The organism is Planococcus sp. TJ-307 (assembly GCF_058268435.1).
Genome location: NZ_JBZDOJ010000003.1, coordinates 293944 through 311673, shown reverse-complemented (window position 1 = coordinate 311673; position 17730 = coordinate 293944). Strand labels below are relative to the sequence as shown.

15 protein-coding genes are annotated in these 17730 nt (G+C 46.5%); 12 read left to right on the top strand and 3 right to left on the bottom strand.

Going from position 1 to position 17730, the window contains the following annotated elements; translation table 11 throughout:
• The first annotated feature begins 48 nt into the window (after positions 1-48).
• Together AC4EHK_RS13095 and AC4EHK_RS13090 are read left to right on the top strand one after the other, a co-directional pair.
• Entirely contained in the window at positions 49-528 is a 480-nt protein-coding gene (locus AC4EHK_RS13095) for a DUF4306 domain-containing protein (protein ID WP_490979229.1), read from the top strand.
• Positions 529-672: 144 nt separating this feature from the next.
• Positions 673-1029, top strand: a complete 357-nt coding sequence (locus AC4EHK_RS13090) for an iron chaperone (RefSeq protein ID WP_490979228.1) — start codon at positions 673-675, stop codon at positions 1027-1029.
• 281 nt (positions 1030-1310) lie between these two features.
• On the opposite strand, the gene AC4EHK_RS13085 is transcribed toward AC4EHK_RS13090, so the two are convergent.
• The 3 genes from AC4EHK_RS13085 to AC4EHK_RS13075 are packed head-to-tail and all read right to left on the bottom strand — an operon-like array spanning position 1311 to position 1946.
• Positions 1311-1481 (bottom strand): hypothetical protein, encoded by a 171-nt coding sequence (locus AC4EHK_RS13085; protein WP_490979227.1) that lies wholly within the window; start codon positions 1479-1481, stop codon positions 1311-1313.
• Between the two features lie 21 nt (positions 1482-1502).
• The gene (locus AC4EHK_RS13080; RefSeq protein ID WP_490979226.1) at positions 1503-1757 is read right to left on the bottom strand and encodes a hypothetical protein; all 255 of its coding nucleotides are present in this window, start codon (positions 1755-1757) and stop codon (positions 1503-1505) included.
• A gap of 21 nt (positions 1758-1778) precedes the next feature.
• The gene (locus AC4EHK_RS13075; RefSeq protein ID WP_490979225.1) at positions 1779-1946 is read right to left on the bottom strand and encodes a hypothetical protein; all 168 of its coding nucleotides are present in this window, start codon (positions 1944-1946) and stop codon (positions 1779-1781) included.
• Positions 1947-2058: 112 nt separating this feature from the next.
• On the opposite strand from AC4EHK_RS13075, the gene AC4EHK_RS13070 reads away from it, so the two are divergent.
• The 10 genes from AC4EHK_RS13070 (at position 2059) to AC4EHK_RS13025 (ending at position 17549) form a co-directional block, all read left to right on the top strand.
• Positions 2059-2460 (top strand): hypothetical protein, encoded by a 402-nt coding sequence (locus AC4EHK_RS13070; RefSeq protein WP_490979224.1) that lies wholly within the window; start codon positions 2059-2061, stop codon positions 2458-2460.
• 153 nt (positions 2461-2613) lie between these two features.
• On the top strand, positions 2614-4113 hold the full coding sequence (locus AC4EHK_RS13065) for a flotillin family protein (protein ID WP_490979223.1): 1500 nt from the start codon (positions 2614-2616) through the stop codon (positions 4111-4113).
• Between the two features lie 232 nt (positions 4114-4345).
• Positions 4346-5905 (top strand): response regulator, encoded by a 1560-nt coding sequence (locus AC4EHK_RS13060; protein WP_490979222.1) that lies wholly within the window; start codon positions 4346-4348, stop codon positions 5903-5905.
• Positions 5871-7679 (top strand): sensor histidine kinase, encoded by a 1809-nt coding sequence (locus AC4EHK_RS13055; protein WP_490979221.1) that lies wholly within the window; start codon positions 5871-5873, stop codon positions 7677-7679. The genes AC4EHK_RS13060 and AC4EHK_RS13055 overlap by 35 nt, the downstream gene beginning before the upstream one ends.
• Before the next feature lie 142 nt (positions 7680-7821).
• Positions 7822-9120, top strand: a complete 1299-nt coding sequence (locus AC4EHK_RS13050; protein ID WP_490979220.1) for an ABC transporter substrate-binding protein — start codon at positions 7822-7824, stop codon at positions 9118-9120.
• 113 nt (positions 9121-9233) lie between these two features.
• Positions 9234-10181 carry a carbohydrate ABC transporter permease gene (locus tag AC4EHK_RS13045; RefSeq protein ID WP_490979219.1) on the top strand — a complete coding sequence of 316 codons (948 nt, stop codon included), beginning with the start codon at positions 9234-9236 and terminating at the stop codon, positions 10179-10181.
• Positions 10178-11005: a carbohydrate ABC transporter permease gene (locus tag AC4EHK_RS13040; RefSeq protein WP_490979218.1), complete on the top strand. Its 828-nt coding sequence runs from the start codon at positions 10178-10180 to the stop codon at positions 11003-11005. Before AC4EHK_RS13045 ends, AC4EHK_RS13040 begins: the two co-directional genes overlap by 4 nt.
• A 354-nt stretch (positions 11006-11359) precedes the next feature.
• Positions 11360-13570 (top strand): alpha-galactosidase, encoded by a 2211-nt coding sequence (locus AC4EHK_RS13035; RefSeq protein ID WP_490979217.1) that lies wholly within the window; start codon positions 11360-11362, stop codon positions 13568-13570.
• 190 nt (positions 13571-13760) lie between these two features.
• A complete protein-coding gene (locus AC4EHK_RS13030; RefSeq protein WP_490979216.1) occupies positions 13761-15485 on the top strand; it encodes a glycoside hydrolase family 35 protein in 1725 nt (574 codons plus the stop codon).
• Between the two features lie 30 nt (positions 15486-15515).
• Positions 15516-17549, top strand: coding sequence for a beta-galactosidase (locus AC4EHK_RS13025; protein ID WP_490979215.1), 2034 nt, complete (start codon positions 15516-15518; stop codon positions 17547-17549).
• Positions 17550-17730: the final 181 nt, after the last annotated feature.

The following is a 17730-nucleotide window of genomic DNA, read 5'->3' as shown; positions in this document are numbered from 1 at the left end:
AAATTTTGATATAGTAGAAGCAACAGAATCTTTGGAAGGAGCAATTCCATGCAAAATGAAACGATAAGAAAACCGATCCTTTTGTTGGGGGCTTTTGTTTTTTTCGCTGTTGCCGCATTTTTCAGCTTGTATGAAGGCAGCCAGCTCGACGACGTATCTTGGGAATGGCCACATTCCGCAATTTTCACCAACTGGTTGAACGGATCTGTCTCCTCAGCTGATGAAATCCTGACAATTGACTATTTGGTCTACGCCGCAAAATTTGAGCCACTGTTTCCAGTCATTATGTTCCTTTCTGGCATGATTGTATTCCTGCAGCTCGCGTTTTGGCTGTTTCGAGGAAAGAAAATGGCGTTCAGCATTTTCCTGCTGTTTCCCGCAACAATGCTATTCGTCTGTAGTGGCGCCTTGATGGCTTCGCCGACCGAAGGACTCCAGCTGTTTTCCAATATTTTTCTCGGAAGCGGCATCTTGATACTGATAGGGTGCCTCATTTCAGTGATAAAAGCGGCAAGGCATCCAGGTTGAGTGAGTTGTTTGCAGAATAAGCGGGTTTGTTTGCGCTATCCCGGTCTTTATTTGTGGAATAAGCAGGTTTGTTTGCAGAAAAGCAGCGGACAGGAAAATCTGAGTAAGCAAAATCCAAAATATAGCGTGAAGGAGGGAGAACGGATGGGGTTTGAGACGATTGACGATTATATCAGGGAAGCTCCAGAAGAAGTTCGGAAAATTTTGCAGAACTTGCGGCTTATTGTTCAGGAAGAGGCACCGGAAGCTGAAGAGGCCATCCGCTACCAAATGCCGACCTTTATTTTGCATGGCAATTTGGTGCATTTTGCCGCATTCAAAAACCATATCGGCTTTTATCCCGTGCCAAGCGGAATCAGCGCTTTTCAACAAGAACTCGTTCCTTACAAACAAGGAAAAGGGTCGGTCCAGTTTCCGCTGGATAAGCCGATGCCATATGAGTTGATTCGCCAGATTGTAAGGTTTCGGGTGGTAGAGAACAAGAAGAAAGCAAAGAAATAAGGATTAAATGAAAACAAGCAGGCGGGCCAATGGGGCCTGCCTGTTTTTGCGTTTTTTTGAGGAAAAAGTATAAGATTAGTCACGAAATTTGCTTTTCACTTGCCAGAACACGTCTTTATTTGCAGTTAGAGGCCGTTTGTTTGCAGTATGCGTAGCGTTGTTTGCACAATCTCATCTTTTATTTGCAGAATACCCTTTGTTGTTTGCGCTATCGTGAACTTTCTTTGCGCAATGAAAAAAACGCTTCAGGCACAAAGGGGCCGGAAGCGTTTTTGAAAAATCTATGTATTGCTGTTGTGAAGTTCCAATTGCTTTTTCTCCAACGCCAGTTTGTCGCGCTCTAATTGAATCTCAGCCAGTTTGATCTGCGATTTCCGGTAGATGTCGAAGCCGGCGAGCAAAAGAAAGCCGCTGCCAAGAATGGCCAGCAGCAAGTAAAAGCCAATTTCCATAGCGAGTCCTCCTTTTCAAAATCAGCTGCGAAGCGCCTGTTGCGCACGATGCTGATCTTCTGTTGCCACATAAAAGTCATACTGCGCGGCGTTGCGCATTTGAGGAGTACCGGTATAAGCTTCCGTGCCGTGTACATTGGCGGTCACTTTCAATACGGCATCATAAGCGATGCCGTGTGCGCTGAATCTGCCACCCGCTTTGTAGTACATATCATCACCAAACGCGGTATACACCAAATGCTTTCGTTTGAAAAAAAGCCAACGGATCAATCCCATACGGCACACTCCTCCCGCTATTTACGGCCTCCGCTGTAATTCCTCAGCAATCGTCTTTAAATAAGCATTGCGTTCTTTCGTCAATTTCAAAGCAATTATCACAATGTAAACGATGACGCCGAATATTACTACATTAAACAAGATCGCTAAAATCGGAAAGATAAAGAAAAAATCACCCATCATGTTCATGTACTCACCTCCTGTTACTGTATACGGAAAAATCATACAATTGTTTCAAAAAGTTTAGAAGAAGAAATAAACTTAAGTTATGATTGAAAAGAACAACTAAAGGAGGACGCCAATGGATATCTATTCGTGGCTGCTCATCATTGTCGGAATCATACTCCTCATCGTTATGGCAACTTCTTATTTTACCTGGTGGGCTAAAAGCCTTTCCGTTATCTATTATGGAGTCTTAACATTCCTGTTCATCATCAACACCAATCAGATCAAAGAAAAATATAGCGGAATCATCCCGGTTCCCGAAGCGTATTGGGATGAAAACTCCGAGTGGGCATCCACGGCATCGCATTTATTTCTATTGCCATTCACAGGAATTTTGTTTTACCTTTACTATCGATGGTTTACCAATGCACAGTCTCTAACCGCGATAATCCTCCTCACAATAAGCCTGCTGCCAGTCGCAGCATTGGTCTTTTTCTTCTATTTCATCATCGATTTTGGCTACGGCTACCGGCCATAAAGTGCGACAGATTTTGTTTTTCTGTAAAAACATTCCCTTTTTTTGAAACATTTAGATAAGACTTCCGTATACTTACTATAAGCCTCTACCGCATACATAGGAATGAACTGGGTGGCAGGAGGCAATTACCAAAACAGAAGGAGTGGAAGCAGTATGGAATCATTAGGCATCATTACAGTGGTTATCGCGTTGCTGATCGTCGCCGCAATCGCGGGTATTGGTTATTTTTTCTGGATGAAAATCCGCTACCGCACCGCCAAATCCAATGAAGCATTAATTATCACGGGACCGAAACTGGGGGATCCGGAAAAAGACACCAACATCTTTACCGACGACGAAGGCCGTTCGATGAAAATCATCCGAGGCGGCGGGTACTTGCTGAGACGTTTCCAAACGTCAACGCCTGTCAGCTTGACCTCGTTCCAGCTGAAATTGGCAACACCGCGTGTTTATACAAACGCTGGGGTGCCGATTGTCGCAGACGCCGTGGCAATGGTCAAAGTGGCGGATACGCTGAACGGCATCGCTAATTACGCCGAGCAGTTTCTAGGCAAAGAACAAGAAGAAATTGAAACAGAAATCATCGAAGTGCTGGGCAGTAATTTGCGTGCCATCCTGTCGAAAATGACGGTGGAAGACATCAACAGCGATCGCGAAAAATTCAACACGGATGTGCAGGAAGTGGCGCAGAAGCAGCTTGATTTGATGGGCTTTAAAATCACGTCACTCGGCTTGACCGATTTGCGCGATGCCGATGAAAACAATGGCTACCTGGAAAACTTGGGTCGTCCTCGTATTGCGGAAGTTCGCAAACTGGCTGAAATCGCGGAAGCGAACACGGAACGCGAAACACGTATTCACCGTGCGCAGACCGATCAGGAAGCGAAAGAAGAAGAATACTTGCGCCAAATCTCGACAGCAGAATCGAAAAAGGATAAAGACATCAAAGACGCCGCCTTCAAAGAAGAAACCGAGCGTGCGCGCGCCAAGTCCGAGCAGTCATACGAACTGGAAAAAGCCAAGCTGGCGATGCAAATCCAGGAAGAAGAATTAAGCATGCAATTTGCAGCGCGGGAACGCGCCGTTAAACTCGAAGAAGAAGAAAGCAAAGTGCGGAAGACAAAAGCCGATGCGACCTATTACGAAACGACGCGTTCTGCAGAAGCCGATGCTCGCCGTGCCGTCATCGACGGGGAAGCAAAAGCGAAGATCAAACGCGACGAAGGTTCTGCAGAAGCAGAAGTTATCCGCGAACGAGGGAAGGCAGAAGCCGAATCCCGTAAACTGTTGGCAGAAGCCATGGAAGAACACGGCGATGTTATCATCACCGAAAAACTGATCGACATGCTGCCGGTCTTCGCCGAGAAAGTCGCGTTGCCATTGAGCAATATCGACTCGGTGAAAATTATTGATTCCGGCAACGGCCAGGGCATTCCGTCCTTCGGCAAAAGCGTTACCAAAACGATGGTCGACATGCAGGAGCCACTCAAAGAAATGACCGGCATTGATGTGGGCGAACTGCTGAAATCCTACGTCAACCGCAACAAACCTTCTGCGCCGCAGCAGGGACCGGCTGCCACTTTGCCGGTCGTCCAAACAGAACAATCACCTGTTGAAGAAGACAACAACGACAACATGCAAGAAGACCGCTAAAGCGGAATAAAATCCGCCCTTCTTTTGCTTTCATCAGCAGAAGAATGGCGGTTTTTTCTGTTGCTGGCATATCCGTCAAATCCGAATAATCGACATAATTCGTTGAAAAGATGCTATTATAATCTGTAGATTGGCACAAAAGAGACGTAGACAATGGCCGAATAAAGACAAACAGCCACGCCAAAGGGGAGCAAGATTTTCTTATGAATTGCAATTGAAGGGGGAAAATTTCATGGGGGAAGCATGCAAAGTGCTGATTGTGGATGACGAGATGTTGATCCGGCAAGGGATTATTAATTACATTAATTGGGAGCAAGAAGGGTTTCAAATCGTTGGGGAAGCTTCAAATGGCAAAGAAGCCATGCAGCTGATTGAGGAATTTTCACCGCATATTGTGGTTACCGACATTGTCATGCCCATTATGGATGGCATCGACCTGGTCAGAGAAGGAAAAAAGGCATTTCCAACGATTGAATTTATTGTTTTGAGCAGCTTTGAAAACTTTGATTACGTGCGGTCGACTTTCCAAAACGGGGTGGCCGATTATATATTAAAGCCCAAGTTAAACGGTCCGGAACTGCTGAAAATTTTAAACCGGGTCGTCAGCCGGATTCCTGATTTGCACCACGCGGCATCGGCAGTGAAGCCGGAACGCTCGCCGGAAGAGTTGCTGGAAAGCATAATTTTGGGCCAGGACTTTTCGAAGGATTTGTCGGCCTTAACAGACGTGTTGCCCAATAGCCATTTTGCATTGGCCAGCATCCACGGAAACAACCTGGAGCCGGAGCAATTGAAAGCGGTTTTAAAACGCTCTGTTCTCGAAGAACTGCCTGTTTTCTCTATAGGCGCGAGTGCAGGAGAAGCCATGTTTTTGCTGAACTTCAACCCGCATCAACTGGAAGCAATCAAACGGACGATCGAACATCAGGCAGCTAGTATGCTGGACGTGAAATGGCTAATGTACGAGCCGTTTGATGCGCTCGATGAGTTGAAAAAGGTCCACGATGAAGGCCAGTTGAAGATGAAAAAATACTTGTTTTACTTGCCAGACATGAGCTTGTTTATTTACGATAAGCTGCCGGAAGAAAATGAAAAACAAGCCAATTTTGATTTGAACCAGTTTATCGAAATGTTCAAAGACCGCCTGTTTAATGCGGCTCTGACGTATTTGGAAAACCACGTCGATTATTTGGCAGGGCGCTATAACAACGACAGTTTTGAGTTCAAGTCGTTTTTAGGCAACATCGTTTTTAACGTGATCGTGCTGCTGGATGCCATGAAATACGATACCCAAATTCTCGAAGAAAAAAAGTATGGATATTTCTCGGCAATCAACGAAGCCCCTCATGCGAAAGAAGCATTTTGCCAGTTTAACGGATTTTTGGAAGAGGTGCGGACGGTTATGCTGGTGGGCGACAAAGCGAGCGAGTCGAATAACTTGGATAAAATTTTGGCGTATATCGAGCAGCATTACACAGAACCGCTGCGGCTGTCTGAAATCGCCAACCATTTCCACTTTAACGCGTCCTACTTGTCATCGTATTTCAGCACGCACCACAAAGAAGGATTCAGTGAATACTTGAACCGTGTACGAATCAAGAAATCGATGGAACTGCTGGAAAACAGCACAGTGTCCATTTCGAACATCAGTGGAATGGTGGGCTATTCGGAGCATAGCTATTTCTGCAAAGTCTTTAAACGCATAACCGGGACATCTCCAGGAAGTTACCGAAAGGAGCTCCAGGTGCGCCATGAAAATGAAGAAAAGGATTTTTCTGATCTTAAGAAATAACAGCCTGTTTATTAAAATGTTCCTGATTATGTTCGTCAGCATCGTAGCTGTGTCTTTGTTGATTACGTTCAGTTCCATTCGAATGTCTTCCAATTTGTTTATGGAGACATTCAGCCTTTCCAATACAAAAGCGCTGGAACAGATTGAAACGCAATTTGAAGACTACAGCTTTGCGATTGTCAGTGCAGCAAACCAGGTCCAAAACAACGGCACCATCAAAAGGGTGTTGACCCAAACCGATGCCACCACGATTGAAACGTTCAGGTCCTATCACGACATCAGCCTTCAAATTGAACGCATTTACCCGACAGTCGAGCCGTACGAAGCCAACATGATTGTGCTTGGGAACAACGAGCGGCTGTACAATGTCAATTATGCAAATTGGCCGGTTTCTTGGGAAGTGCTGCGAAACCATCCGATTACCCAAGACACCATCAATCGGCCAGATGCCTTGCTTTATCAATATTTACCATCCACTTCGTTTACGGACGAACCCATGATTGTCGCAACAAAAGCGCTCATGGAAAGGTCCACCGGTGAAATCTACGGCGTGTTGTACTTTCCAATCCGCGAAGCACAGCTGAAACAATTTTACGAAGGCTACACAAGCATGGAAAACGAAGTGCTATTGGTGGATTCAACCGGAAAAATTGTTTCGAGCAATAAAGAAGACATGATTGGCAATGAAGCAATTGACGTCATGGCACTGGCAAAACAAGTAGACGACGAAGAGTTGGAATTCAAAGACGTCCATGTGTTTGGCAAGGACTATATGCTGATGTCCCAATACCTTCCGACTTATAATATGTATTTGGTGAATTTGGTGGACAAAAATGCGGTGCTGGATAGTTTGGTCAACACGAAAGAAATTCTCTTGATCAGCCTTGGCATTGTGCTGCTGGCCGTCATTGTTGTGTTTCTCATTTCCCGCCGGATGACCAATTCCATCAGCCGATTGGTCAAGCAAATTTCAGTCATGGCCAAACACGATTTCAACAAGCCGGTAGCTGAAACGGGAGGCTATGAAGCAAAAAAAATCGCCAATGCGTTCAACTCGATGCTCAGCGAACTGCAGGCGTACGTCGACTTGGTCGTTCAAGCCCAGCAAAAGCAGCGCAGTGCCGAACTGATGGCGCTGCAGCATCAAATCAACCCGCATTTTATTTACAATACACTGGCGTCCATCAAGTTTATGATCCAGCAGGGCAAAAAAGAAAAGGCAACCGACATGATCCATGCCTTGATTTCGCTTCTGCAAAATGCGCTCAGCAATGTCGATCAAACCGTTACCGTAGAACAGGAAATCGCTGATTTGAAAAACTACGTTCTCATCAACCAATCGCGCTATGGCGATGGCATCAAAGTGAATTTCTTTGTTTCGCCGGACTGCCTCGACTGCCAGCTGCCCAAGCTGATTCTTCAGCCGTTTATCGAAAATGCTTTCTTCCATGCATTTAACGAGAAAAAAGAAGGCTTTGTCCAAATCTTGGTGTCTCAAAAAGGGGATAATTTGTTATGCGAAATCGCTGATAATGGCGATGGCATGGAAATGAAAGGCGACCACACAAAAGAAGATTTTAAAGAGAAACGCCATCTGTTTAGCGGAATTGGCATCCGCAATGTCCATGAACGCATTCAGCTGCTTTATGGAGAAGAATACGGCGTAGAAATCACAAGCCAAAGAGGCGAAGGCACAAAAATAAAAGTGGATTTGCCTATTCAAAAAGTAGATCCATTGAACAAACCTAATAAAATTACAAGTATCCAAGAATAATGCAACTAAATAGTCGGAAATTTTAAACATCTAAAAATTTTCGAATAAAACACCTAAAGATTGTGCTAACAATCTTTTTTTTTGTGTAGCTATACTGTATGTAAGGCGTAAAGTTAAGCGCTTACAAAAAGGGGGATTTTTGATGAAGAAGTTTTATCTTATGCTATTGCTGGTAGTCGGCATGGTTGTTTTAGCAGCTTGTTCTTCGGGGGATGAAGAAGCAAGTGAAGGCGGCGGTTCAGAAGGTTCATCAAGTGTAGATACCATTACAGCTTGGGCTTGGGATCCAGCATTCAACATTGCAGCTCTTGAAAATGCAAAAGAAGCTTATAACGGAGACGGTGAGTATGAAGTCGAAGTTATTGAAAACGCACAAGACGATATCATTCAAAAATTAAACACAGGGCTAAGCTCTGGTACAACAAACGGAATGCCAAACATTGTCCTGATTGAAGATTACCGTGCACAAAGCTTCTTGCAAGCTTACCCGGATGCATTCCATCCGTTGACGGATGTCATCAACTCAGACGACTTTGCGGATTATAAAATTGCGACAACAAGCTTTGAAGGCGAGCAATACGGATTGCCTTTCGATTCTGGCGTAGCGGCATTGTACGTGCGCACAGATTACTTGGAAGAAGCAGGATACACAGTGGAAGACGTAACAAATATCACGTGGGATGAATACATTGAAATTGGTAAAGACGTAAAAGAAGCAACTGGCAAGAACATGCTGACATTGGATCCAAACGATTTGGCTCAAGTGCGCATGATGATTCAGACAAACGGTTCATGGTATGTGGATGAAGATGGTTCAACACCAAACCTTGCTGGCAACGAATCACTTGAAAAAGCATTTGAAACATACAAAGAAATGATGGATGCGGACATCGCGAAAATCGTTTCTGACTGGAGCCAATTCGTTGGTGCGTTCAACAGCGGCGATGTCGCCAGTGTTCCAACAGGAAACTGGATTACGCCAAGCGTCAAGCAAGCAGCTGATCAATCCGGCAACTGGGCAGTCGTGCCAATGCCGCGTTTGGATATGGAAGGCGCAGTCAACTCGTCTAACTTGGGCGGCAGCTCGTGGTACGTCTTGAACGTAGATGGCAAAGAACAAGCGGCAGATTTCATGCTGAACACATTTGGTTCAAATCCTGAATTGTACCAAACACTTGTAGAAGAAATCGGTGCTCTTGGAACGTATTCACCGGCAGCTGAAGGAGATGCGTATGCAGTTGAAGATGAATTCTTTGGCGGGCAGCAGCTTCTGACGGATCTGTCTACATGGACAGACGAAATTCCAGCTGTGAACTATGGCCTTCACACGTATGCAATTGAAGACATTTTGGTTACGGGAATGCAAGATTATTTGAACGGTGCAGATCTTACAACAGTACTTGAAGGTGTTCAAGGACAAGCTGAAGCACAACTCAATTAATGGATGGTAAATAAATGAAGCCTTGAGTTGCCGCCGAATAACTGGTAGAAGTGCTTTATCACTTACCAGTCCGGCACAACTCAAGGTTTTTTTTAATAGGAGGAATGACAAGCATGAGTCAGCAATCAACGAAAAAAGGCGAAATGGATCTTCCTGTGCGCTTGCGCCACAAAGAAACCAAACGCGAAAAAACTGGTGTGTATTTCAAGAAAAAAGTTGGTTGGCTGTTTATCATTATCTCAGTCATCGCCATTACAATCTTTAACTTTTATCCGATGGTTCAAGCTTTCCTGTTGTCGTTCCAAACCGGAATGGGCGGAAATCTGGAATTTACGGGCTTATCCAACTGGCAGCGATTGTTCGGCGATCCGACGTTTATCGCAGCGCTAACCAATACATCAATTTACTTGCTCATTCAAGTGCCATTGATGATTGTATTGGCGTTATTCTTTTCCGTCCTGTTGAATGATCCAAAGTTGAAATTCAGAGGTTTTTTCAGAATCGCAATTTTCTTGCCGTGTGTAACGTCACTCGTTGCCTACTCGGTTATCTTTAAATACTTGTTCGGCATCGATGGCATCATCAACCTGTTTTTGCTCAACTTTGGTTTTATTCCTGAATCGATCAACTTTTTGGCCGATCCGGTGTGGGCGAAAGTGGTTATCATCCTTGCGATTACATGGAGATGGACAGGCTACAACATGATTTTCTATCTAGCGGCTTTGCAAAACGTCGACAAGTCGATTTACGAAGCAGCACGAATTGACGGAGCCAACTCGATCCAGCAATTTTTCCAAATTACCGTACCGATGCTGAAGCCGATTATTTTGTTCACATCGATTACGTCGACAATCGGGACCTTGCAGATCTTTGATGAGATCGTCAACATCACCAACGGCGGACCCGGAAATGCGACGATTTCGATTTCGCAATACATTTACAATCTTTCATTCGAATACACGCCTGACTTCGGTTACGCGTCAACTGTATCTTATGTCATCGTAATTTTAGTGGTAATTCTATCAATTATTCAATTCAGAGTGGCGGGTGAGAAAAAATGAAAAACGTAAAAAGAATCTTCATTTATGTATTCTTAAGTCTCGCGGCCATCGTCTCCATTTTTCCGTTCCTGTGGATGCTCGTCAGCATCACCAATAAATCAGTGGATGTGACCCAGGGCCGCTTATTGCCAGGGACTCACTTGATCGAAAACATGAGAACTTTGTTCGCAACGATCGATATCGTCCCAGCTTTGATCAACTCGACCATTATAGCGGTCATCACCACTGTATTGACACTCCTGCTGGCCTCGCTCGCAGGTTACGGCTTTGAAATTCACCGCAGTAAAGGGAAAGACATCATCTTTAACATCTTGCTGTTGTCGATGATGATTCCGTTTGCGGCAATCATGGTTCCGTTGTACCGCATGTTCGGCAGCATCAGCGACACAGCTCCGTTAATCGGAATTGACTCGCTTGGGGCGGTTATTTTGCCAACAGCGACAACGGCGTTCTTTATCTTTTTCTTCCGCCAGAACACGAAGATGTTTCCGAAAGATTTGGTGGAAGCGGGCAGAATTGACGGCTTGAGTGAACTTGGCGTCTTTTTCCGCATCTATATGCCAACGATGAAAACGACGTATGCCGCAGCAGCGATTATTTCGTTTATGAACAGCTGGAACAACTACTTGTGGCCGTTGGTCATTTTGCAGTCACCGGAAAAACGGACGATCCCGTTGTTGATTTCAAATCTGGGATCAAGCTACTCGCCAGACTATGGCGTGATCATGTCAGCCATCGTTATCGCCACCTTGCCAACGGCTCTTGTCTTCTTCCTGATGCAGAAACACTTTGTTGCTGGAATGATGGGATCGGTTAAGGGGTAAATGGCAGTCAGCTTTTAGGTAAGTGTTAGTTGATAGCGGGTGTTGTTCTTATAAGCCACTTGCTCTGGGCATGGCTCCCGCAAGAAGCTAGGAAAACCGCCTGTCTTCTTGCTTCGCCTAGCCCGTGGACGCGCCGGCGCTATGTAACTGGTTAACTGAAAGCAACTATATTTTTTAGTCTTCTAAATTTGGATATGAAGCAAAACAGCGGAGACTCCCACGGCTAAGCGAAGTGTCGAAATCCACTTGGGCCCAGCCCAAGTTAGTTCGGCGAGAGCCCTCAGGAAAGCGCAGCTGTTTTGCGGAATATCGGCAATGCAAGATTATGAGTCCAACTTATATAGGAGGTAAATTGTGCCGATTTTATATAACGAATCCACACGTGAGTTTCATCTGCAAACCGAAAAAGTAAGTTATATTCTCAACATTTTGGAAAATGGGCAGTTGGGCCATCTTTATTACGGCAAGAAGCTGCGCCACCGGGAGTCGTTTGAGCGCTTGTTCCATGTGGAAGAGGCGCCAAACACAGCGTGTGTCAATGAAGGGGATCTTGTGTTTTCACTGGATTTGATCAAGCAGGAGTACCCGGCGTATGGCGCAACGGATTTCCGTGAACCGGCTTATCAAGTGCTGCAGGAAAATGGCAGCCGCATTACACATTTTGTCTACCAAAGCCATGAGATTTTTCAAGGCAAAAAGAAGCTGGAAGGTTTGCCTGCGACGTATGTGGAAAATGATGACGAGGCAACAACATTGGAGATTTCTTTATACGACCAGGAAATCGACGTGGAAGTCCAACTTTCGTATACGGTGTTTGAAGACTTAAATGCAATTGCCCGGTCAGCTCAGTTTATGAACCGGGGACAGGCCGATGTCAATTTGACGAGAGTGATGAGTGCAAGCATCGATTTGCCGGATTCGGATTTTGAGATGGTTCAGCTGTCGGGTTCGTGGGCAAGAGAGCGGCATATGAAAAATCGCAAACTGGTGCCAGGCACTCAAAGTATTGCCAGCACAAGAGGAACGAGCAGTGCGCAGCACAATCCATTTCTGGCACTGAAACGTCCTGCTACAACGGAAGACCAAGGCGAAGTGTACGGCGTAAGCTTGGTCTACAGCGGCAATTTCCTGGCGCAAGTGGAAGTGGATCATTACGATGTAACGCGCTTGATGATCGGCATCAACCCATTTGATTTTAATTGGCTCCTACAAAGCGGCGAGAGTTTCCAGACGCCGGAAGTGGTGATGGTGTATTCGGCGGAAGGCTTGAATGGGATGAGCCAGACTTTCCACAAGCTTTACCGGACGCGGCTAGCGCGCGGACAATGGCGCGACCGTGAACGGCCGGTATTGATCAACAATTGGGAAGCGACGTATTTTGATTTTGATGAAACGAAAATTTTTGACCTTGCGAAGTCCTCCAAAGAATTGGGTGTCGAGCTTTTTGTTTTGGACGATGGCTGGTTTGGCAAGCGGGATGCAGATACGTCTTCGTTAGGCGATTGGTTTGAAGACAAGCGCAAATTGCCAAACGGCCTGGCTCAATTGGCCAAAAACATTACCGGCCTGGGCATGGAATTTGGCTTGTGGTTTGAGCCGGAAATGGTATCAAAAGCAAGCGACTTGTATAAAACCCATCCGGATTGGGTGATTCACGTGCCAAACCGCAACATGTCGCATGGCCGAAACCAGTATGTTCTGGATTTCTCCCGGCAGGAAGTGGTGGATTTTATTCACGGCTTAGTGGCGAAAGTGTTGCAGGACGCACCAATTTCGTATGTGAAATGGGACATGAATCGCTATATGACGGAGATTGGCTCTTTGGAGCTGCCGGCTAACCGCCAGCGCGAAGTGGTCCACCGGTACATATTGGGTGTATATTCCTTGTACGAACGGTTGACGAGCGAGTTTCCACATATCTTGTTTGAATCCTGTGCTGGAGGCGGCAGCCGCTTTGATCCCGGCATGCTGCATTATGCGCCGCAAGGGTGGACGAGCGACGATACCGATGCGGTTGAACGCTTGAAAATCCAGTACGGCACCTCGCTGGTTTACCCAATCAGCTCGATGGGCGCACACGTATCTGCCGTGCCGAATCACCAAGTCGGACGCATCACGAGCCTCGACACACGGGCAAATGTTGCTTACTTTGGCGCATTTGGCTACGAGCTGGATGTAACGAAGATGGCAGATGAAGAAAAAGAAACAGTGAAACAACAAATCGCTTTTTACAAAGAAAACCGTTCGCTGATCCAGCAAGGGCAGTTTTACCGAATCAAGAGCCCATTTGCGGAAGACGGCAACGTTACCAGCTGGACTGTGGTTTCCAACGATCAAACCGAAGCAATCCTTGGCTATTACCAAGTATTGGCCCAGCCCAATCCGGGACTCACGCGTGTGTTCTTCCAAGGGCTGAACCCGGAATTTGAATACGCCATCGATGGAATTGGCGACACGTTTTACGGAGACGAACTGATGGGCGCAGGCTTGCAGCTAAACCGTTACCGCAGGAATGAACATCCAGCTGATTTTTCTTCGGTTGTCTTTAAATTAACGAAAGTGTAAATGATGTTGAGCTCTACGATCGCACCGGACACTTTGGGCACAGCTCCCGCAAGAAGCCAGGAAAAGCACCTGCCTTCTTGCTTCGCTTAGCCCGTAGACGCGCCGGTGCTGGATAACGGCTATAAAAAAGTGACTTTACTTATATCGACAAATCAAAACCATCACTCCAACATACATAGGAGGCGTCGACGTGCTGACTGCTAAAAACGAATCGTTTTATTTTGAAGGCGAGCCTTTCCAGATCTTGTCGGGTGGGATGCATTACTTCCGCACAGTGCCGGAACAATGGGAAGACCGCTTGCTGAAGTTGAAGGCTTTGGGGCTCAATACGGTCGAAACCTATATTCCGTGGAACTTCCACGAACCGAAAAAAGGCGAGTTTAATTTTTCGGGAATGGCGGACATCGAACGCTTTATCGAGCTCGCCCACACTGTGGGATTGTACGTGATTTTGCGTCCGGCGCCGTATATTTGCGCAGAATGGGAAATGGGTGGCTTGCCGTCTTGGCTGTTGAAACACAAAAGCTTGGTCATGCGAAGTAGCCATCCGTGTTTCCTGAAAAATGTGGAAGCTTATTTTGCGGAATTGCTGCCAAAGTTTAAAAAACACTTGTATCAAAACGGCGGACCGGTCATTGCGATGCAAATCGAAAATGAATACGGTGCGTACGGCAATGATTTGGCGTACCTCGATTTTTATAAAGAGCAATACAAAAAACACGACCTCGATACCTTCCTGTTCACCTCAGATGGACCGGACTTTATTACGCAAGGCTCTCTGCCAGACGTTACGACGACTTTGAACTTTGGTTCACGGGTCAACGAGTCGTTTGAAGCGCTCGATGCATTCAAACCGGGCTCGCCGAAAATGGTGGCCGAGTTCTGGATCGGCTGGTTTGATTATTGGACTGGGGAACATACCGTTCGGAGCGGAGACGATGTCGCTGCGGTCTTTAAGGAAATTATGGAGAAAAACATTTCCGTCAATTTCTACATGTTCCACGGCGGCACGAACTTCGGCTTTATGAACGGGGCCAATCATTACGATATCTACTACCCGACGATCACCAGCTATGATTACGACAGCTTGCTGACAGAGGGCGGAACGATTACAGAGAAATACAAGGCCGTCAAAAAAGTTTTAAGTGAGTACAGAAGCGTACCGGCGGATTTCACAGAAGTTCCATCGGCGAAAACATATGGAAGTGTTACCCTCAGCGAATCGGTCAGTTTGTTCGATGTCCTCGAAGACATCAGCGGCAAAGTCGAGCACATTGTGCCGCTGGCGATGGAAGACATCGATCAGGCTTACGGCTACACGCTGTACCGCACGACGGTCAATCGCCAAGGCGAACTGAAGTTCAATTCTAGCAATATTCGTGACCGCGGGTTGATTTACGTCAACGGCCAGTTTATCACCACTGTCTATATCAACGATCTGGAAAAAATGGTGACATTGAATTTTCCAGATGCCGTCAACACACTGGAAATTCTGGTTGAAAACATGGGGCGCGCCAATTACGGCGAGCATTTGACCGATCCGAAAGGCTTGATCAAAAACCTGTGGCTCGGCGAACAGTATTTCTTCCATTGGGACATGTTCAAAGTCGAACTGGACCGTTTACCGGAAGCGTACGAATTGAGCCAGGAACAGCGCTTTCCAAAATTCTTCCGCGGCTCGTTCGATGCAGAAGAAGGCTTGGATACGTATGTAGACACGCACGGGTTCACGAAAGGCAATGTCTTCGTTAACGGCTTTAACTTGGGACGCTACTGGAACTCTGCAGGCCCGCAGCAGCGGCTGTATTTGCCAGGCCCGCTATTGAAAAAAGAAAACAATAAAATCGTTGTGTTGGAGTTGGAGCACACCACTACCGATCAAATCCAATTGCTGGATCAGCCAAAGCTGAGCTGACCAAAGTTTAAAAGAGAGAGGATGGAAAAAATGATTAACGATAAATTACCGAAGATTTGGCACGGCGGGGACTATAACCCGGAACAATGGGATTCGAAAGAAATTTGGGACGAAGATGTCCGCATGTTCAAACTGGCTGGCATTGATGTGGCCACATTAAATGTCTTTTCGTGGGCACTCAACCAGCCGAACGAAGACATGTACAATTTTGACTGGCTTGATGAAAAAATTAACCGCTTGTACGAAAACGGCATTTACACATGCCTGGCAACAAGTACAGCGGCACATCCAGCATGGATGGCGAAAAAATACCCGGACGTATTGCGCGTTGATTTTTACGGCCGCAAACGCAAATTCGGCAGCCGTCACAACTCATGCCCGAACAGCCCAACTTACCGCAAGTATTCCGAGAAAATTGCTGAGAAACTAGCAGAGCGCTACAAAGACCATCCGGCTGTTTTGATTTGGCACGTATCCAACGAATATGGTGGCTATTGCTATTGCGACAACTGCCAGGATGCTTTCCGCGGCTGGTTGAGCGACAAATACGGAACGCTTGAAAAACTTAACAAAGCATGGAACACCGGGTTCTGGGGACACACATTCTACGAATGGGACGAAATCGTGGCACCGAATATGCTGAGCGAAGAACGCGAAGACAATGTCTCAGACTTCCAAGGGATTTCACTCGATTACCGCCGTTTCCAGTCGGATAGTTTGCTGGATTGCTACAAGTTGGAATACAACGCCATCCGCAAGCACGTGCCAAGCAATATCCCAATCACCACTAACTTGATGGGTACATACCCGATGCTGGACTACTTCAAATGGGCAAAAGAAATGGACGTGGTATCTTGGGACAACTACCCGGCGATTGATACGCCATTCAGCTACACCGCGATGACGCACGATTTAATGCGCGGATTAAAAGGCGGGCAGCCGTTCATGCTGATGGAGCAAACGCCGAGCCAGCAAAACTGGCAGCCGTATAACTCCTTGAAGCGTCCCGGCGTTATGCGCTTATGGAGCTACCAGGCAATCGGCCGCGGGGCAGATACGATTTTGTATTTCCAGATGCGCCGTTCAGTCGGGGCTTGCGAGAAATACCACGGAGCGGTCATTGAACACGTCGGACATGAACACACGCGCGTCTTTAACGAAGTTGCCCAATTAGGAAAAGAACTGAATGGATTATCGGATACTTTGCTCGATGCACGGGTCAACGCCAAAGTGGCCATCGTCTTTGACTGGGAAAACCGCTGGGCGACGGAACTGTCAAGCGGACCTTCCGTGTCGCTCGACTATGTCAGCGAAGTCCATAAATACTACGACGCGCTGTACAAATTGAATGTCCAAGTCGACATGATCGGCGTCGAAGAAGACTTGAGCAAATACGACGTCGTCATTGCACCGGTCTTGTACATGGTCAAAGAAGGCTACGCAGCGAAAGTCGAGAAGTTCGTCGAAAACGGCGGTACCTTCCTGACTACATTCTTCAGTGGCATCGTCAATGAAACCGACATCGTCACACTCGGCGGCTATCCGGGTGAACTGCGCAATGTCCTTGGCATTTGGGCAGAAGAAATTGATGCGCTGCATCCGGACGAAACCAACCAAATCGTCATCAAAGGATCCCGCGGAAGTTTGAGCGGCAAGTATTCATGCAATTTGTTGTTTGACTTGATCCATACAGAAGGTGCAGAAGCCGTTGCAGAATACGGTTCTGACTTTTACAAAGGCATGCCGGTCCTGACCGTCAACAAATTCGGAAAGGGAAAAGCGTGGTACGTGGCTTCAAGCCCGGACGCGGACTTCCTTGTCGACTTCCTGGAAACCGTCTGTGAAGAAGCAGGGGTCGAGCCATTGCTTGACGTACCGGCAGGCGTCGAAACAACCGAGCGCGTAAAAGACGGCCAAACCTTCTTGTTCGTGTTGAACCACAACAACGATGAAGTCACGATCGAGCTGCAGGACAGCCAGTATAAAGAAGTGCTGACAGACGCACACGTGAGCGGAAATCTGGTATTGAAAGAAAAAGGCGTGTTGATTTTGGCAAAAGTGTAAAATCAATTCAATAAATATTGGCCCATGTGGACTGCACAGAAGTTGTCAGCGATTGATCTGACAATGGAGATGCCGTTCAGGTGGGCTTTTTCTGTTGTTTAGTTGGAATGATTGAGGGCAGGAAAACGAGCTATCTCTGTAGAATGTACACGTAACTTAGTTATTCGGATTAAAGGAGAGG